Annotated in this window: 16 protein-coding genes; 2 read left to right on the forward strand and 14 right to left on the reverse strand. The window is 65.0% G+C overall.

Annotation, left to right across the window (positions count from 1 at the left end; translation table 11 throughout):
* Positions 1 to 3 precede the first annotated feature (3 nt).
* The 5 genes from G572_RS0114900 to G572_RS0114920 all read right to left on the reverse strand — a co-directional run bounded on the left by G572_RS0114900 (position 4) and on the right by G572_RS0114920 (position 6,768).
* Positions 4 to 2,364, reverse strand: coding sequence for a hypothetical protein (locus G572_RS0114900; protein WP_029059156.1), 2,361 nt, complete (start codon positions 2,362 to 2,364; stop codon positions 4 to 6).
* A 390-nt stretch (positions 2,365 to 2,754) separates the two neighbouring features.
* Positions 2,755 to 3,681, reverse strand: a complete 927-nt coding sequence (locus G572_RS0114905; RefSeq protein WP_029059157.1) for a metal ABC transporter permease — start codon at positions 3,679 to 3,681, stop codon at positions 2,755 to 2,757.
* Positions 3,682 to 3,683: 2 nt separating this feature from the next.
* Positions 3,684 to 4,907, reverse strand: coding sequence for a metal ABC transporter permease (locus tag G572_RS0114910; protein ID WP_029059158.1), 1,224 nt, complete (start codon positions 4,905 to 4,907; stop codon positions 3,684 to 3,686).
* Positions 4,908 to 4,913: 6 nt separating this feature from the next.
* Positions 4,914 to 5,729, reverse strand: coding sequence for a metal ABC transporter ATP-binding protein (locus G572_RS0114915; RefSeq protein WP_029059159.1), 816 nt, complete (start codon positions 5,727 to 5,729; stop codon positions 4,914 to 4,916).
* A 58-nt stretch (positions 5,730 to 5,787) separates the two neighbouring features.
* Entirely contained in the window at positions 5,788 to 6,768 is a 981-nt protein-coding gene (locus G572_RS0114920; protein ID WP_208979121.1) for a metal ABC transporter solute-binding protein, Zn/Mn family, read from the reverse strand.
* 344 nt (positions 6,769 to 7,112) lie between these two features.
* Here G572_RS0114920 and G572_RS0114925 point away from each other — a divergent pair, with 344 nt between their 5' ends.
* Positions 7,113 to 7,907 (forward strand): DeoR/GlpR family DNA-binding transcription regulator, encoded by a 795-nt coding sequence (locus G572_RS0114925; protein ID WP_029059161.1) that lies wholly within the window; start codon positions 7,113 to 7,115, stop codon positions 7,905 to 7,907.
* A gap of 74 nt (positions 7,908 to 7,981) precedes the next feature.
* Positions 7,982 to 8,875, forward strand: coding sequence for a hypothetical protein (locus tag G572_RS0114930; RefSeq protein ID WP_029059162.1), 894 nt, complete (start codon positions 7,982 to 7,984; stop codon positions 8,873 to 8,875).
* A 12-nt stretch (positions 8,876 to 8,887) separates the two neighbouring features.
* On the opposite strand, the gene bchJ is transcribed toward G572_RS0114930, so the two are convergent.
* From bchJ to G572_RS0114975, 9 genes are all read right to left on the reverse strand, one after another.
* Positions 8,888 to 9,523 (reverse strand): bacteriochlorophyll 4-vinyl reductase, encoded by a 636-nt coding sequence (gene bchJ, locus G572_RS24100; protein WP_084650166.1) that lies wholly within the window; start codon positions 9,521 to 9,523, stop codon positions 8,888 to 8,890.
* On the reverse strand, positions 9,516 to 11,120 hold the full coding sequence (gene bchE, locus G572_RS0114940) for a magnesium-protoporphyrin IX monomethyl ester anaerobic oxidative cyclase (RefSeq protein ID WP_029059163.1): 1,605 nt from the start codon (positions 11,118 to 11,120) through the stop codon (positions 9,516 to 9,518). Before bchE ends, bchJ begins: the two co-directional genes overlap by 8 nt.
* Positions 11,121 to 11,255: 135 nt before the next feature.
* Positions 11,256 to 12,083 (reverse strand): 3-oxoadipate:acetyl-CoA acetyltransferase, encoded by an 828-nt coding sequence (locus G572_RS0114945; RefSeq protein WP_029059164.1) that lies wholly within the window; start codon positions 12,081 to 12,083, stop codon positions 11,256 to 11,258.
* Positions 12,084 to 12,271: 188 nt separating this feature from the next.
* Positions 12,272 to 14,281 carry a putative bifunctional diguanylate cyclase/phosphodiesterase gene (locus G572_RS25555; protein ID WP_051242435.1) on the reverse strand — a complete coding sequence of 670 codons (2,010 nt, stop codon included), beginning with the start codon at positions 14,279 to 14,281 and terminating at the stop codon, positions 12,272 to 12,274.
* A 7-nt stretch (positions 14,282 to 14,288) separates the two neighbouring features.
* Positions 14,289 to 14,774: a putative pterin-binding protein gene (locus tag G572_RS0114955; RefSeq protein ID WP_029059165.1), complete on the reverse strand. Its 486-nt coding sequence runs from the start codon at positions 14,772 to 14,774 to the stop codon at positions 14,289 to 14,291.
* A 282-nt stretch (positions 14,775 to 15,056) separates the two neighbouring features.
* A complete protein-coding gene (locus G572_RS25560) occupies positions 15,057 to 15,797 on the reverse strand; it encodes an FkbM family methyltransferase (RefSeq protein ID WP_169391324.1) in 741 nt (246 codons plus the stop codon).
* 214 nt (positions 15,798 to 16,011) lie between these two features.
* Positions 16,012 to 16,614, reverse strand: coding sequence for a phosphonate metabolism protein/1,5-bisphosphokinase (PRPP-forming) PhnN (gene phnN, locus G572_RS0114965; RefSeq protein ID WP_051242633.1), 603 nt, complete (start codon positions 16,612 to 16,614; stop codon positions 16,012 to 16,014).
* The gene (locus G572_RS0114970) at positions 16,614 to 17,753 is read right to left on the reverse strand and encodes an alpha-D-ribose 1-methylphosphonate 5-triphosphate diphosphatase (RefSeq protein WP_029059167.1); all 1,140 of its coding nucleotides are present in this window, start codon (positions 17,751 to 17,753) and stop codon (positions 16,614 to 16,616) included. Before G572_RS0114970 ends, phnN begins: the two co-directional genes overlap by 1 nt.
* A gap of 12 nt (positions 17,754 to 17,765) precedes the next feature.
* Positions 17,766 to 18,476: a DUF1045 domain-containing protein gene (locus G572_RS0114975; protein ID WP_245566228.1), complete on the reverse strand. Its 711-nt coding sequence runs from the start codon at positions 18,474 to 18,476 to the stop codon at positions 17,766 to 17,768.
* Between the last annotated feature and the right edge of the window lie 36 nt (positions 18,477 to 18,512).

The following is an 18,512-nucleotide window of genomic DNA, read 5'->3' on the forward strand; positions in this document are numbered from 1 at the left end:
GCCCTAGCCTGCGGCGCGCATATGGTCTGCGAGCGCCGCGGGCTCGACCCTGTGGCGCACGATACCGGGCTTGACCTGTGCGGGCGGCAGCGCCGGCAGTTCCACCGACAGCTTGCCTTCGACCTTCTGGTCGGTCAGCGTGCGCTGCTCCCCGTCGCTCTTCATCACGTAGACGGCGGTGTAATAGAACTCGACCAGCGGATCCTCGCGCAGCCGCTGAACCCCGTAGTAGCGATTGAGGTCGTCGACCTGCGGCGTGCCGGCCGGGCTGAGAATGCTGAACAGCAGCAGATTGTCCTGCGACCCCAGCGCGGCCGCACGCTCCTCGGTGGTCATCTCCTCGCGCGGCTTGGTGAAGAAATCGGGCAGCGTGTCGCCGAATTCCTCTTTCGCCGTTTTCTTGAGCTGGAACATCGTCAGATTGACGCTCGCCACCTCTGACCAATCGATCAGGGTCGTGTCAACGAGAACACTGTAGTTCTCGATCGTATTGGTGATCGTCAGCGTCTTGTACTCGCTCGACTGCTTGTAATTCGCGAGCGTGAAATCAGTTCCGTCCGAGTAGAAGATCGTTCCCGCGATGTTGTAGTAGGCCGAATTCGTGTTATCGACCGCCTGGAAGTTCCAGCGCGGCTCCGCGAAACTGAGAAGCCCGCTCGGCTGCCAGTTCGACCAGGTGTTCTCGTACAGCCAGCCGTTCGGATCGTTCGCCGGGTCGAAATACTGCGCGTTGACGTCGACCAGCAGGAGATCCTGCGATTGGCCGGCATAGTTGAAGGCACGCAGGGTGAACTGCGTGAACAGCCCCTTCGGATCCTTGACGAAAACGATATCGGCATTGCCGGAGGTGGTGTTGTCCGGCGCACTCGACAACGCCCCGGGCGGCTGGGAGATGACCTCGGAATTGTCCGACATCTGGTAGCGCAGCCGGTAGCTGTAAGCCTGGCCAATGGGGAGATTGTAGTAGCTTTCGAAGAGAACCGCGCCGTCCTCGCCGTTTCCGGTCATCGTCTTCGTCTGAACGATCGCGGGACTGCCGGAGGGCGGCGCGAAGAAGAAGTCGATATTGACGGTCTTGACGGTGCCATTCGGGGACGCGCCGGTCAGGAACGGAATGGACTGCCCGATGAAGCTGACCTGACGCGTGCCGAAGACATTCGGCGTGATGTTGATCAGCGTGTCTGTCGTGGTGACGGGATCGCTCTGGAAGCTCGTCCCGTCCTTGAACTGGATCACATAGGAAAACGTAAACTCGGCATTGTAGGCCCCGCCGGAAAAGTCTCCCGGCGCTTCGTAGATCATCGAGGACTGGTCGCCGTCCTTGACGATCAGCGTGAAGGTGTTGCCGGTCGTGCGGGTCGGATAGTCGACCGTGACGGTCACGGACTCGGCGATGGCCTCACCGTCGCCGGTGCGGGTCAGCTGCCCGATCATGTTGAAGACAACCGAAAGTTTGCGGTTGTCGACCCGGATGAAGAGCTTGTTCCACTCTTCGCTCGAGAACTTGCGCATGAAGCTCGAGACCGGCGTCGACCAGTCGATCACCGTGTCCTCGCTGTAGGTCTGCTCGAAGGACGTCGTCGCCGACACCGGATTGGGACCGGTCGCCATGGTCGCGGCGGCCGCGACCGTGTTGGCCACCTGCGTCTCCAGCGTCGTCCAGCCCCAGTCGCGCACGCGCTGTTCCAGCTCCTGCGTGCTTCCCGCGCCGATCTCGACATTCACCTCGCCTGCACCCGACTGCTGCAGCACCTGCTTGACGTCCTGCAGGACCTGCTTCTGGTTGCCCCAGGTATCGCGCACGGTCTTGTAGGTCTTCTCGTAGTGGATCGCGGCCTCGGCGACATATTTGACCGTGGCCTTGGCGCCGAGCAGCTTGGTCAGCACCTGCATGTCGTATTCGACGCGGAAGGGCGAGGCGCCGCCCCCTTCGGAATAGGCCGCCTTGAAGGTGTTGAGCGCCTCCGCCGTTTCCAGCGGAATCTGGAAGGCCGCCACATTTGTCCCGTAAAGCGTCGGCTCGACTGCGAGAACCTCCGTTTCGCCCTCGATGTCGTAGTGGAAATAGGCTGTGCCGCCGACCCAGGTGAAGCCGCCCCAGCTGATGTCGTCGCCGAGAACCGCCTCCGCCGCGGCCTTCGCCGCGAGCGGCTGCACCAGCTCCATCTCGAAGGTGCAAAGTCCCGACAGACCGCCGCCGTTCTTGGTGTATTCGGCGATGGAGAAGGCGGGCGCGCCGTTCACCGTGCGCAGGGTGGGAACCGGCACCATGTACCAGAGCTTCGGTTTGTCGTGATCCTGATAGACGTAGACGACGCCATTCGGGCCGTAATCGATTTCGCGCACTGTGGTGATGTCAAACATGGCGTCCTCGCATCGCGATAAATTAGAAGAATTCTGAAAATCTACCTATGCGGGAAGAGTGGCATTCGAATGCGCAACTTACAAGTGAAATAGGATTTCTTACGTTGCGTTTTTATTGCAACCCATATGACAATTTAACAAGATTTACGTGTATTATTAGTATTAAAATATATAAATATGAATAATTGGCGTTTCAATTCCGTGCCAGAAGGTCGGCCCGGACAGTTCGCGCCCCGCCAAGCACGCGCCAACGGCCCCTGGCGCGCGGACGCACCGGCTTCCGGTCTTCGCCAGGGCAGACCCCACCGACCGTGACGCGGCACGTGTTTTCGATCCGAAACGGCAATTGCCCGGTTGGGCAGCCCGGGCAGCGCCGGGCGGAAGGCCGCCCTAGCCCTGCCCCTGCGCGGCACCGATGCGCCGCCGATGCGGCGCGGCGAGACATGCGATGGCGAGGATCACCCCGGAGACCGCCGCGATCATGCCTGCGGCACTGACCGCGTTTTGCGCGCCGAACCAGAGCGGCCCGTACCCCGCCAGCACATATCCGACAATGGCGGACAGCGTGGCGAAGACGACACTCCAGCCGACCTGCGCCTCCAGCCGGTTGGTCATCAGCCTGGCGGCTGCCGGTGGACAGATGAACATGGCGATGACGATGATCGAACCGACCGCGTCGAAGGCGGCAACGGCGGCAACCGCGGAGGCGGCGACGAGCGCGAGACCGATGGTGCGCGTCGGCACCCCGACCGTCGCGGCGAACCCCTCGTCGAAGGTCGACAGCTTGAGCGGGCGCCAGAACACGAAGGCAAGGACGGCGATCACGGCCGCCACGACCGCGATGCGCGGCAGTTCCGGCGGAAGTCCGGCAAGGGCGACAGGATCGACAAGCGACCCCCACCCGGTCGCGTCGAACCAGATCAGGCTTTCCAGATTGCCCATCAGCGCGTGTTCCACGTCGAGATGCACGGCACTCGTATCTGTCTGTTCCAGCAGCAAAACCCCGGCTGCGAACATCGAGGTGAAGACGACACCCATCGCCGCCCCCGGCTCGATCCGCCCGACCCGCTTGATCGTCTCGATCAGGATGACGGCGACCAGCGCCGCGCCGGCCGCACCGACCAGCATGGGCAGCGCGGCAATGACGCCGGTGGCGAGAAAGGCGACGACGATGCCCGGCAGCACGACATGACTGATTGCATCGCCGATCAGAGCCTGCCGGCGCAGGATGAGGAAATTGCCGGGAAGCGCGCAGGCGATTGCCGACAGAATGCCGATCAGGATCGGCGTAAGCGAGAGTTGCAAAAAGCCATCCATCGTCAAACGACTCCCTTGTCGGCAAGCGCCGGCGTGCCGATCCGCGCGTCGATGGCCGCGATCTCGTCCGGGGTCAGAACCGTCTCTATGGCGGTCAGGCCGTCGTAACCTCCGGAAACACCCTCGTCCTGGTGCATCTGGCGGGCAACGTCCCAGCGGCGCTCGTCGCGCAGCGCCTTGGCGGCCCGCGCCCGCCCCGCGTCGGTCGCCACCTTGTCGGGACGGATCAGCCCGTCCCGCCTCAGCACCTTCAGCGTCAGCGGATCGAGGATCGGCTCGTTGCGGGCCAGCGCCAGCAGGCCCTGACGCCGGTGCACCCGGCGCTGGAACCGCCGATGCCGGATCGCGGCCGCGAGGACACCGCGACTGGGCGCAAAAAGCAGCGAAATGCAAAACAGGGCAAAGGACACCAGAACGATGATCGGCCCGGTCGGAAGATTGGGCGCAGAAGCCGAGACCGCCGCCCCGAGATAGCCGGCAAGCCCGCCGAGCGCGCCAGCGATCAGTACGACGCTGTCGGTGCGCTCGCTCCACAGCCGTGCCGTCACCGGCGGAATGATCAGCATCGCGACGATCAGGATCAGCCCGACGACCTTCAGCCCGATCACGGTGACCGCGAGCACCAGCGCCATCATTGCAAGGTCGACGGCCTGAACGCGCACGCCGCGCGCCGCCGCATAGCCGGGATCGAAGGCGACCAGCGTCATCGGCCGGCGCAGCAGCACCAGGACCGCCAGCGCCAGCGCACCGCCGACCGCAATCACCAGGGCATCCTGGCGCAGCATCCCGGCCGTCGATCCGAGAAGAAAGCCCTCGAGCCCGGCCTGCCGTCCGCTCGACATCGACTGGATGACGGTCAGCACGACGACCCCGAGGCCGAAGAACACCGACAGCACCGACCCGATCGCGACATCCTCGGCCAGCCGTGTGTGACGCACGATCCAGTCGACGAGCAAGAGCCCGACCGCCGCCGACACCGCCGAACCGGCCAGCAGGCCGACCAGGTTGCGCCCGTCGCCCCCAAGCGCGACCATGAGAATGAACGCAAGTCCGATGCCGGGAAGCGTGGCATGCGCGACCGCGTCGCTGACCAGCGCGCGCTTGCGCAGGAACAAGAATGTGCCGCCCGCGCCGGCGGCGATACCGAGCAATGCGGACCCGATCGCAACGAGCGCGGCGTTGTAACCGGCCTGAAGCAGAAGCGCGGAAAGGATGGCGTCGGGCATGGCGGATCAGCTCGACAGCTTGAGTTGGTCGATATGCGTGGAGGCGAGGCGCCCGCCGTAGGTCGCCTGCAGGTTTTTCGCGGTGAAGGTGGTCGACGTCGGACCTTCCGCGACCTTGCGCACATTGATCAGGAGCACATGGTCGAAGTAATCGGCCACTGTCGCCAGGTCGTGATGAACGCAGACCACCGTCTTGCGCGCCGTCTTCAGCGTGTGCAGCACGTCGATGATCGCCTTTTCGGTCGCTGCATCGACGCCGGCGAAAGGTTCGTCCAGCAGATAGAGTTCGGCATCCTGCGCCAGCGCCCGCGCCAGGAAGACCCGCTGTTGCTGACCGCCGGACAACTGGCCGATCTGACGCTCGGCGAAGTCCGCCATGCCGACACGCTCAAGACACGCGCGCGCCCGCTCCCGATGCCCCTTGCGCAAGAAGCGCAGCAACCCGAGTTCCCGATAAAACCCCATCAGCACGACATCGATCACCCGTGTCGGAAAATCCCAGTCGACCGAGGCGCGCTGCGGCACATAGGCCACCCGGTCGCGGGCGCGCTCAAGCTCCTGGCCGAAGATGCGCACGCTGCCCGACAGGCGCGGCACAATGCCGAGCGCGGCCTTGAGAAGCGTGGATTTGCCCGCGCCATTGGGGCCGATGATCGCGACCATGCTTTCGCGCGGAAGGGCCGCATCGACGGAGAACACCGCCGGCTTCTCGCCGTAGGAAACCGTTATCTCGCTGAGCGCCAGAGACGCATTGGCGATGTCTTCGGGCGACGGTGCGCGGGCGCCGTCTTCGGCAGCAAGTTCAAGCTTTGGCGGTGCCATGAGGTCTCCCATCCGCCTCTTTTCAGGCGGCGTTGCGCGTGGTGTGACGATACCGGCTTCAGCTTCCCGCCGCCAGACGGCCGGTCGCGCCGCGTTCCGGCGCCGCCCCGCCCAGCGCCCGGGCGATCAGGGTGACATTGTGATCGATCATGCCAAGATAGGTGCCCTCATAGGTGCCGTCCTCGCCCATCGCATCGGAAAAGAGCTCGCCCCCGATCTTCACCTCGTGACCGCGCGCTGCCGCCCCCTCGATCAGCGCGCGCACGCTGCGATCGGAGACGGAGGATTCCACGAAAACCGCCTTGATGCCGCGCGACACCAGCACCTCGACAAGCTCCGACACGCGCTGCAATCCAGCCTCACTCTGCGTGGAGATGCCCTGGATACCCAGCACCTCGAACCCGTAGGCCCGGCCGAAATAGTTGAACGCGTCATGCGCGGTGACCAGCACGCGCGCCTCCTGCGGGACGCTCGCCTGCACCTTGCGGGCATAGGCGGCAAGCTGCCCGACCTCTTCCAGATGGGCCGCCGCATTGGCGGCAAAGACGCCTTCCGCTTCCGGCCGCGCCGCAACCAGCGCATCGCGCACGGCAAGGATCGCCGTTGTCCAGAGCTCCGGGTCCATCCACACATGGGGATCGAACTTGTCGGCATAGTCCTCATGGGCGATCAGCGTGTCGCGCGGGAGCCCCTCGGCGACGGAAACGACCGGCTTGCGCTTGCCGAGACCGGCAAAGAAATCCTCCATCTGCGCTTCGAGGTACAGGCCGTGGCGCAGCACCAGGTCGGCATTGACCATGGCAACGATGTCGGTGCGGGTCTGACGGTAGGAATGCGGGTCGACCCCCGGCCCCATCAGCGCGCGGACCTCGACGGCGTCGCCGCCGATGCGCCGGGCGGCGTCGGCAATCATCCCGGTGGTCGCAACGACCTTGAGCGGCGCGTCCTGTGCAACGGCCGACGACGGCGGGCCGGCCGCAAATGCCAATCCCGACGCAAACGCCGCAAACACCATCCATCTGCTCAACCGGTCCAACATGTTTCCTCACTGCCGTTCGCACGCACGCTGCGCAATCCGAATTCACGTTCTGCAACATGAATATGAGAACCATTTGCAAGTGTCAATGAAAATGAGAACCATTTGCAAAAACACCCCCCCCCTCTCGCCGCGCGCCGGACGTGTATGCGTCTGCGAGACGCCATTCACGGCGGATCCTGCAGCGCCACGCGGACAGGAAGAAAAGCCGCCGGCAAAGAAGACGGCGACGACACGTCACGCTATGTTCATATGAACGTAGTCCAACGGTCACCTGACTGTACCAGGGCGTGGACATCCGAAGCTTCGCGCGAAGTGTACGCCCTCAAGGGAGCAGACCCGCATCCATGTTCGCAACAGTGGATATCACGCCGCGCCAGCGCGACATCGCCGATCTGGTGCAATCGGACGGCTTCGCCTCGGTGGAGGGCCTGGCCCGGCGCTTCGGCGTCACCACACAGACCATCCGCCGCGATCTGACGCAGCTGTGCCGGCGCGGCATCCTGCGACGCACGCATGGTGGGGTTGAACCGCCGGCGCAATCGGGCAACCTGCATTACGCCCGACGCCAGATACTCAATCTCGCGGCGAAATGCGCGATCGCGGAGGCGGTCGCGGAAGACATATGCGACGGCGACGCCCTCGCCTTTTCCATCGGAACAACGCCCGAGATCGTGATGCAGGCGCTGGTGCATCGCAAGAACCTGCGCATTTTCACCAATAACCTGCATGTCGCCTTCGCCGCCTCGCAATGCGACAGCTTCGAGGTCACCATCGCCGGCGGCCGCCTGCGTCATGGCGACTGCGACATCCTGGGTGCCGACACCCGCCGGTTCTTCTCCGGCTACAAGGTCGACATCGGCATATTCGGTGTGGCCGGCGTGGATGCCGACGGCACGCTTCTCGATTTTCACGAAGACGAAGTCGCCGCCCGCCAGGCGATCCTGGAGAACTGCCGCAAGGCCTATCTGGTGCTCGATGGCAGCAAGTTCGGCCGTCCCGCGCATGTGCGCGGCGGTCATATCACCGATGTTGCCGCGGTCGTCTGCGACAGACAGCCGCCCGAGACACTGGCCCGCCAGCTGTTGCACAGCGGGACACGTGTGATCGTTCGCGCGGAGACCAGCCACAGCGCGGCGTGATCCACCCTGCAGCTTTTGATTGCAATCGCAGTGACAACACGCAAGACTTCCACCCGCATGGGCGGGAGGACGGAATGATCGCGGCGATCCTGGATACACTCGGGCTTGCAGCCCGGACGATGGCGAAAGACCCGGAGGTCGCGCTGGTCTATCGGATTTTCGGGCCCGACGGGCGCGACGAAACCGACGATTTGCGCAACCGGCTGCGCACTGCTTTGCGAAACCTCGAAATCGCGCCGGGCGCCGGCCAGCTGCGCGTGTGCGCGGAGGGCGATTCCTGGATCAACATCCTCTGGCCCTGGTCGAGCGCCTTCGGGTACGAAAAGACCTTCTTCGACGTGATCGAGGGCGACAGCGCCTATTACACCCGCAGCGTCGGTTATCCCGGCGATACGCTGGCGGACATGCTGGCGGCGCGCGACTACCGCCAGCTTCTGGCATCCGGAACCTTCGACTGTTTCATCTTTTCCGGCGGCGGCAACGACGTGCTGGGCGGCGCCGCCCTGTCGCGGCTCCTGCGCGACCGCCCGGCGACGGGCGCCGCAGCGACACCGGCTGGGTGCATCGATCCCGCAGCCCTTGCCGCGGCCGTTTCGGATCTGGCGAAAGGCTATGATTTCATCGCCCGGGACGTGACGGCCGCCGACCCGGATGTGAAGATGCTCGTCCACGGATACGACTATCCGCGCCCGGTTGCCGGCGAACCCTGGCTCGGCGTTCCCTTCGCCGCGCGCGGCTACGACCTCGTCGCCGACAAGGACCTGATCGAGGCAATCCTGATGCACCTCGTCGATGCCTTTTACGACATGCTGGCCACCATCGCCGCCAGCCATGCCCATGTCGAGGTGGTCGATCTTCGAACCATCGTCGCCGGCCGCTGGAACGACGAATTGCATCCGAAAGAGACCGCATCGCTCGACCTTGCAGCGGAATTCACCAGGCGCATGCCGACCGCGCCAGTGGCGTGACGCACGATCCCGTCACCACCTCACGATCAGGACATCGCCCGGCCCGTCGGGGCCTGCATAGCGGGCGTGGGCGACGGTCGCGCGCGGACTGACCAGGACGCGAAACAGCTGCCGGAACACCGCCCGGTGCCAGGGACAGCCGGCAATCGCCAGGGCCTGCCCCTGCAAAAGGAATTTCATCGGCCGGCCCGGCAGGACCCGCAACGCCCCCTCGCCTGCAAACGTCCAGGCATTGCGCACCACGGCGCGGGCGAGAAGCGGGGCCGAAAGGTCGACCGGGAGCATGCGCAAGAGGCTGCGGACAACGGCCGGAATGCGATTTGCGATCACATAGTCCGCCGTGCGCCGTCCGGCGTCGGCGCAGACGGCGCCGCCAATCTTTGGCCAGTCGCGGTAAAGCACCGCGTAGAGACGCTCCACATCGCAAACCGGCACCATGTCGCCCGGCGGCGCGGACAGCCAGCAAGACAGTCCGGCGGCGTCGAACAGCCGGTCGGTGTCTGTCCCGCCCTGCAGCGCCGTCATCGCCGCTGCGAGCTGAAGCGCCGCATTGGGACCGATCACGCCGCTCGCCTTTCCGCCAGCCGACACGGCGCCCGCCGGAAACGCAGTTTCCGCATAGCGCATCCCGGGTCGGCGCTCAGACATCGGCCATCTGCCCTTCGCTGCCGCCGCAGGCCTTTTGCGCGGCCGCCCGGCTTCGGGCCGCCTTGACCTTTTGCGCGCGCTCGGCCGCCGCCTCCCAGTCCGAAAGCTGGGCCGGGGCGATCTTGCGCGTCTCGTCGAAGTGGAAATCGACCTTCTTTTTCGACTGCGGCCCCCAGTAGCCGACCTTGCCGAGATCGTAGAAGGTGCGCTGGAACCCGGCCTTGAGAAAAGCCTTCAGGCATCCAAGCAGATAGCGCCGGCGGAAGCCGCTGCCGCGCCAGGGATAATCGAGGAGCGCCTTCTTCATGTAGAAGCGCCGATAGTTGTTCATCACCCGGTCAAGCAGCTCGGCCCGGTCCATGGCCTCCGGCTTCATGATCGGCGTGACGAAATTGTATTTCGAGAAGTCGAAGACCTCGACCTTGTCGCCAAGATCCTGGTAGAGCGGCGAGAACGGCCAGGGCGTGTACATCGCCCAGTTGGCGAGATCCGGATTCCAGTCCCGCGCCATCTTGTAGGTCTCTTCCAGCGTCTCCGGCGTCTCATTGTCCAGCCCGACAATGAACTGCGCCTCGACGAAGATGTCCGCATCGCGCAACAGCTCGATGGCGCGGCGGTTGTCGGCAACCTTGGTTTCCTTGTTGAACCGGTCGAGCTTGAGCTGCGCCGCAGCCTCCGTCCCAAGCGACACATGCACCAGCCCGGCCTTGCGGTAGAGCGGCAGCAGCGCCTCGTCGCGCAGGATGTCGGTGACGCGCGTGTTGATGCCCCATTTCACCTTGTCGGGCAGGCCGCGCGCGATCAGCTCCTCGCAAAAGGCGATGAATTTCTTGCGGTTGATGGTGGGTTCCTCGTCGGCAAGGATGAAGAAGCCGACCTGGTGATCTTCCACCAGCCGCTCGATCTCGTCGACGACCTTCCTCGGATCGCGCACCCGGTAATCGCGCCAGAACTTCCACTGCGAGCAGAAGGAACAGGTGAAGGGGCAGCCGCGCGCCATGTTGGGGATCGCGACGCGAACGCCGAGCGGCACATAAATGTAGTTTTCCCACTCCAGCAGCGACCAGTCGGGATCGATCCCGTCCAGGTCCTTCACGGTCGGAGCCGCGGGCGTGGCGATGATTTCCTCGCCGCGCCGAAAGGCCAGCCCCTTGATCCCGTCGACCGCATCGCGCCAGGCGCCGCCGGCGATGGCCGAGACCAGATTGGCGAAGATTTCCTCGCCCTCCCCGCGCACGATCACATCGACCTGCGGCGCCTCGCTCAGCACCTGCTTGTACATGAAGGTCGCATGCACCCCGCCAAGCACCCGCACCGCGTCGGGGCAGGCATCGCGCGCCACCTCGAGCACGCGCTCTGCCGTATAGATCGAGGGCGTGATCGCCGTGACGCCGACGATATCCGGCTTGAGCGCGGCGAGGCGCGCGGCCAGGGCCTCATCGTCGATGTGATGCGTCATCGCATCGATGAAATGAATGTCGTCGAAGCCCGCGCGCCGCAGGCTGCCGGCGAGATAGGCGACCCACGCCGGCGGCCAGCTGCCGGCGATTTCGGCGCCGCCGGAATGATAGTTCGGATGAACAAGCACGATGCGCATGGCAAACCCTCCCGTGATCCGGAAAGGTTACACCTTTATGCGTCACTCAAAATTGACACATGTCAATCCAGGGTGACACTCACCCGGACGCAGCCCGCCTCTGCGGCGCACCGCCGGCCGTGCGAGGCACCATCGCTAGGCCGGCAGACCGAGGATCGCGCGCGCTTCCACAACGCTTGCCGGATGCCGGCCGTGGTCGGCGCAGATATCGGCGGTGCGTTTCACCAGCGCTGCGTTGGAGGGGGCGAGCGTGTCGCGATCCAGGCGAATGTTGTCTTCCAGACCGGTGCGGCAGTGTCCGCCGGCTTCCATCGCCCAGCGGCTGACTTCGAGCTGGTGACGCCCGATGCCCGCTGCCGTCCAGGTCGCGTCGGGCATCAGCCGCCGGGTGGTCTCGACATAAAAGTCGAACACGCGACGGTCGACCGGCATGGCGTTCTTCACGCCCATCACGAACTGCACGTGCAGCGGCGCGGCAAGGCGTCCGTCCGCAACCATCGCCGCCGCCTGGAAGATGTGCGACAGGTCGAAGGCCTCGATCTCGGGCTTGACGTTGTAGGTGCGCATTTCGCCTGCGAGCCAGTCGACCAGCTCGGGCGGGTTCTCGTAGACGCGGGTCGGGAAGTTGTTCGATCCGACGGAAAGCGACGCCATTTCCGGGGCGAGCGGCAGCATGCCGCCGCGCGTCTTGCCCGCGCCCGAACGACCGCCGGTCGAGAGCTGCACGATCATGCCCGGGCAATGCGTCGCGATCCCCTCCATCAGCCGCGCGAAGCGATCCGGGTCGGAGGTCGGCGTGCCGTCGTCCTCGCGCACGTGGCAATGGGCGATCGTCGCTCCGGCTTCGAAAGCCGCCTGCGTGCTTTCGATCTGTTCGCTGACGGTGATCGGAACCGCGGGGTTGTCCGACTTCCTGGGGACCGAACCCGTGATGGCGACGCAGATGATGCATGGATCGGACATGCGAGAAAGCTCCCGTGATAGGCGACGCCGTCGGCGGCTTCAGCGGCCCCGACGCATCTTCCTGGCAAATATCATGAACCGGCGTGACGGCGGCTGGCCGCAGGATGCGACAACGGGCCGTTGGTTATCAGCTTCCACAGGCAACGGCAAACCGCGCGGGGAGATCTTCGCCAGGCCGCCGACGCGCCTCAGGCCCCCTTGCCAAGCACACCCGGTTTCTCCAGAAGCGGAACGCGGGAGAAACTGCGCAGCAACTGCGCCGGAAGCTCGCTCGCCGGCACCGCATGGCCGTAGTAGAACCCTTGCGCGATACGACATCCGGCCCGGCGCAACAGCGCGCATTGGCTCGGCGTTTCCACCCCTTCCACCGTGACGCTGATGCTGAGACGCCGCGCCAGCTCGACGATGGAGCGGATGATCAGCAGACTTTGCGCATCGCTTTCCAGGGTTTCGACGAAGCTGCGGTCGATCTTCAGTTCGTCCCAGGCGAAATCGCGCAGATAGGAAAGCGCGGAATATCCGGTTCCGAAGTCATCGAGCGCGATCCACACGCCCAGCGCCTTGAGGCGACGCATCGTCGACAGCGCCCGCGTGGAATCGCTCATCACCATGCTTTCGGTCACTTCGAGCTTCAACCGTTCAGCGGCGAGACCGCTTTCCGCGAGAATGTCCGCGACCCGGCCGGGCAGGTCGCTGCGCGCCAGTTGCGCCACCGACAGATTGACGGAGACGGGCACATCCTGCGGCAAAAGGCTGGCGTCGCGGCAGGCGGAGCGCAGAATATGCTCGCCGATCTCGACGATCCGCCCGGAGGCTTCCGCGATGCGCACGAATTCGCCCGGCGGAATCCAGCCGAGCTCGGCATGACGCCAACGCGCAAGCGCCTCGAAGCCGACGATCCGGCCGGTCGCCATCTCCACCTGGGGCTGATAATGCGTCACGATTTCGCCCCTGGCCAACGCATCCGTGAACCCCGCCTCGATCACCTGTCGCCGGGTGGCGTCCTCGCGCATCGATGCGTCATAGACCTGCGCCCGCCCCTTGCCGGCGGCCTTGGCATGGCTGAGGGCGAGATCCGCATTCTGGACCACCGCGTCGCCGTCGATGGCGTCCGCATCGACAAGGGCAAAGCCGATGGTGACGTTGACGACGATGTTTCCGTCGCCCAGACCGTGAGCCGCATGCAGGCCGTCGACCATCTCCCGCGCCCGCGCCTCGGCTTGCCGCACGCCGCCGGACACGCGCGTCAGCACGGTGAACTCGTCTCCGCCGAGCCGCGACACCAGTCCCTCCGCGCCCCAGCCGGCCACAATCTCCTCCAGCCGCCTCGCGACCGATACCAGCAGACTGTCGCCCGCCGCATGGCCGAGCATGTCATTGACCGCCTTGAAGCCGTCGAGATCGATGGCATAGACCGCAAGCTGCCGTTCGGTCTCGCGCGTGTCGAGGAGCGCCATGTCCAGCGCGGCATCGAAGGCCAGCCGGTTGGCGAGCTGGGTGAGCGGGTCGCGCTGCGCAACCTGCTCGAACTTGCGGGCATTGCGTTCTGCCAATTCGCGCGCCAGCCGCAACCGGCGGGCCTGATAGGACATCATCGCCAGCAACACCGCGCCGAACACGATCAGTACCGTCACCAGCGAATTCTGGATCTGCTGATGCTCGCGCAACGTCCGGCGAATTTCCTCCGCCTCCGCAAGGTTTGCCATCATCGCCTGGCTGCCGATCAGCGTCACGTCCTGCACCGCCCCGCGCAGCGTCCGGCGGATCTCGCTGAGCACCGCGGGATCTTCGAGGCGCTCGTAAAGCGGCGTCAGCCCGTTCACCTTCGCACGCGCGCGCTCCAGGAGCGCGATGCGCTCCGGCGACGTGGCGACGAAACTCCAGAAGGCCCCGGCGGACCAGGTGTCGATACGGCTGAGCAGGATATCGTGGAACAGGCGGGCGCCGCGCGCATCCTCCGCCGACCCGCTTGCCGCATAACGTGCGGTCCGTTCCATCGAATTGACGGCATCCAGACGGCCGTTCAGCCCGCTCATGGCGATGTCGTAGCGCATCGACCGGTTGACCGCCTCGCCGGTGGTCAGGACCGCCTCCGCCTGCACCATGATCACGAGCACCAGACCGCCGAGCACCATGATGCCGACAAGGCGGATCTTGCCGACTAGCGTTTCACCGATGCGCAACAACCCTGCCATCATTGTGGCCTTACTTGACCGTCAGCCGTCGCAACTGCCAGATAGAGCGGGAAAAATACAATTCGTTGCGCAACCCCGAAAAACGGTCGAACGGATAGATGACGAAAAGCGGCCCCTTGTCGCGCACCGTGAGGTCGGCTCCATTGGCGCGATACGCAAGGATGACGCCATAGTCGACCGCGTCGGAAAGCGGGATTTCGGTGTAGAAGTCGTTGAGCGCGATAGCGGTCAGATTGTCGCCCTTTGCGCCGACATGCGTCATCAGCTTCGACAGCAAGACGCCCTCGAAGACCATCGTGCCATCGTGCCAGGGCGTGGTCGTCTCGACCCGCTCGACGCCAAGCGCCCGCAGGTCGCCAAGCGTGAAATCGACGGGCGCACCGCCGGCGATCCGGCCATCGACGGTCAGCACGACTTCTCCCTCGGCCCGCGCCGCGCCCGCAAGAACGGAACCGAGCAACAGCATCGCAGCGCAGATAAGTCGCAGATTTTTCATGTCATCTCACTCCCGGACACCGCCAGCCCCCGCCTGACGAAGTCACCCCCCCTGACAAGCACGGCCTGACACCAGAAAGATGTAACCTTCAGCTCTAAGGAGTAATTAACATATCAATATAAATTGCTGAAAAAACATAAAAATAACTTCAAATATGAAGGCGCAATACTGTGATTTATCCGGATGTGAAAGAAATTATATTAGTTCGAATTCGATGATAATGGCTCCGCACATCGTGAATTCTCCGATGATTCGCGGGTGTCGCACGGGTGTTTTGCCGGTTCAGGCCCGGCTTGCGGAAAAAACGGTCTCGCCGATTTCCGGGCTCTGACGCGCCACCGTTTCGAAGCACACCACGGAGCCTTCCGACAGCGCCGTGTTGTAGGCAAATCCGCGGGCGCAGAGGATCTGGAAAATCTCCAGCACGCCGGCCTTGCCGATCCGCTGGGGGTGAAGCTCCAGAACGATCTTTTCCAGCCGCGCGGTGTCGATATGGCGAAGCAGCTCCAGCTCCGCGCCCTCGATGTCGGCGATCAACACGGTGATGCCCTGCTCGTCCAGAAACCGCGACACGTCCCGGGCCGGAACGCTCACCGTCTCCGCGCTTCCCGGTTGCGTCTGGCCGATCCCGGATCGCCAGAACTCGCGGTGCAGCGTGAAATCGACGGCACCTCGGGCGAGTGCATCGGGATCGCTGGTAAAGGCGGCGTTGATCACCTCGACCCCCGTCACGCCGTTGCGCGCATGGGTTTCGCGAATATGCGCAATGAGCCGGGCATCGGCCTCCACCGCCGCATAATAGGCCGGCCCGACATTGCGCATGACGCCGGCGGAAATGAAGCCGACACCGGCTCCCAGCTCCAGAACCCGGTCGCTTTCGCGCACGAACCGCGAGGCGATGGCGAGTTCGCTCGCTTCGTAACGGCCGCGCTTGATCTCGGAGACGATGCGTTCGTTCGCGACCGCGTCGTCCAGACTGAGAACCAGCCCGCTCGTTCCATGCGTTGCCAGAAAAGCCGTCACCGTCCGAACCCTGTGATCCTGCATGCAAAAAAGAATGCCACGGTCCGTCACGCCCCGGCGGCGACAGGCTGCGGCAGGGCGCGACTCACGCGCATTCGACTGCGGAAAACATATCGCAAAACTCGGGTGCAGGCCACAAATTTGCTTCCCAGCGTTGCAGCATGACGGCAACTGCGCACGAACCGGGCATTTCCCGCTTGCAGGTCAGCGGCGCTTAACGCTCCACGCGCCCGCTCCGCGCAAGGTCCCGCAAAGCCGCGACAAAATCGGCCGCGGCCACCTCCAGCGCGCCGGAGTTGTCGACAACCCGGATCGGAGCGACGGCCGGCACCGGCGCGGAGCGCGCCAGCCGCGCGGCCACCTGGGCGGCATCTTCGCGCCCGCGTGCGACGAGCCGGGCGGCAATCACCTGTGGATCCGCGGTGATCGAGACAATCGCAAGGCCGGGGAAGCAGGCCGCCATCTGCGGCAGCACCTTTCGCGATCCGTTGACGACCGCCGGAAGGCCGGCGGCGAGATGATCGCGCAGCGAGGCGGGCAGCCCGTAGCACAGATCATGCGCGCGCCAGCAGAAACAAAAGCCGCCGGCGGCTTCGCGCGCCGCGAATTCCGCGTCGGTTGCCGGAACATGGTCTTCCGCATCGCCGGCGGCCGGTCGGGTGATCGTCCGCTGCACGAAACAGAGTTCCGCGCCAAGCTCCCGTCGTGCCAGGGCGAGCAGGCTGTCCTTTCCGACACCGCTTGGCCCGACGACCGCGATCAGCCGCCCGGGCCGCGTTGCGCCGCTCGCCTCCTCCGGTGTGTCCGTTTGTGCCATCACGCGACGCGGCGCCCCTCGCGCCACACGCAGCGCACGATCGGGATGTGATCCTCGACCCGCACGCGAACCAGGTCGGCCCGCCGGTTCAGGGCAATTTCACCGCGGTCCCCAAGCCCCGCGGCGCGGGCCGGATTGCGCGACACCATCGCGACCGCCTGCGGCAGGTCAACCTCTTCCACCACCTCGCTGAGGAAGAACGCGGCCTGGATCAGGCTGAAGGGGATGTAGTCCGACGACAGGATGTCGAGCAGACCGTGCTCGGCGAGCGTGCGCGCGGAAATATTGCCGGAATGCGAGCCGCCGCGCACCACGTTCGGCGCCCCCATCAGCACTGCAAGTCCATTGTCCTTCGACGCCCGCGCCGCCTCCATGGTCGTCGGGAATTCCGCGATCTGGATCCCCTGGTCGACCGCCTCGTCCACATGAGCAGCCGTCGCGTCGTCGTGGCTGGCGAGCACGATGCCGCGCGGACGGGCCAAATCGGCAACGGCGGTGCGGTTCTTGTCGGAATATTCGGCCGACTGCGCCATCCGTCGCTCGCAGAAGGCGTTGAACTCCCGGTCGCTCATCTTCATCTTGCCCTTGTAATAGATCGCATAGGCCTCGAGGCTGGCGAACTGGCGCTGGCCGGGCGAATGGTCCATCAGCGAGGCAATCCGCACCCTCGGATCGTCGTCGAACAGACGAAAGCTCTCAAGACAATTGGGCGCGGCCACCTCGCAGCGCAGGTGGATGAAATGGTCGGCCCGCAGGCGGTCTTTCGCCACGCCGGCCTCGATGGCATCGGCGAGCCGGCGCATGTCGTCCCCCGTCACGCCGGCGTCCTCGTCCAGCCCCACGCGCAACGCATCGAACACCGTCGTGATCCCGCTCGCGGCGATCTGGGCGTCATGGGCGCAGACCGCCGCGATCGGATTCCAGCGCACCTTGGGGCGCGGCATGTAATGGTTTTCCAGATGATCCGTGTGCAGCTCGACAAGGCCCGGGATGATGTAGTCGCCGTTCATGTCCTGCGCATCCGCGACCGCGCTGGGGGTCGTGTCCACGCCGGCAATCGCGCCGTTTTTCAGGTGCAGCGTGCCGTCAATCACCTCGTCGCCCAGCACGATGCGGGCATTCGTCAAAATCATTTCCATGCGTTTCGTCTTTCAGGCGGTTTGGGACAATGCACCGCCGAGCGGTGCCTCGTGAATGCAGGTGAAGGGCGCACCGGGGGCCGGCTCGCGGCACAGCGCGATCCGGTCGACGGCAACCGGCTTTGCCGGAAGATCCGCGAAATGAATTCGCAGAGCGTGTTCAGCGCGCGTCGCGTCTGGCGCGTCGAGCCGCTCCGTCAGGGTCATGTGGAAGCGAAAGGCGTCGAACACGTGAGGATAGCCCCAGCTGTCCAGGTTGCGGCGCGACGTTTCGTCAAGACGCTCCGGCTGACGCCGCGCCCGCTCCTCGGCGGTCATCGGCGCGCGGAAGCCGTCGAAATGCCGCACGATTTCGCCGGCGAGCGCATCGAGCTCCGGCGTCGGGTCGGCAAAGGTCAGCGCCAGGAAGCCACGCAGGTTCTCCAGGTCGAGACACGCCGCCGGCGCGGGTCGGGCCGTTGCGGCGAACGCATCGAGGCCGGCGATCAAGCCGGCTTCGTCGCGCCCCCCGGCCAGGCGAAAGGGCGCCTTCAGGGTCGCGTGAAAGCCGTAGCGACGCGGCGATGCGATCCAGGGCGCGCGCGCGTCCGGCGCCAGACCGTCGACCGTTTCCGGCGCGATCTCGCGGTCGAACAGGCTGCGGCCGAGCCAGCCTTCGGCTTTTGCGACGAGAGGATGATCCTGCGGCGGCGTGTAGTAGAGGGCGTAGCGCATCTGATCCATCGGTCTTGCAGTGAATGTGGCCTTGCAAACGGGCGG

It is taken from the genome of Stappia stellulata DSM 5886 (genome assembly GCF_000423705.1).
GTDB classification, from domain to species: domain Bacteria; phylum Pseudomonadota; class Alphaproteobacteria; order Rhizobiales; family Stappiaceae; genus Stappia; species Stappia stellulata.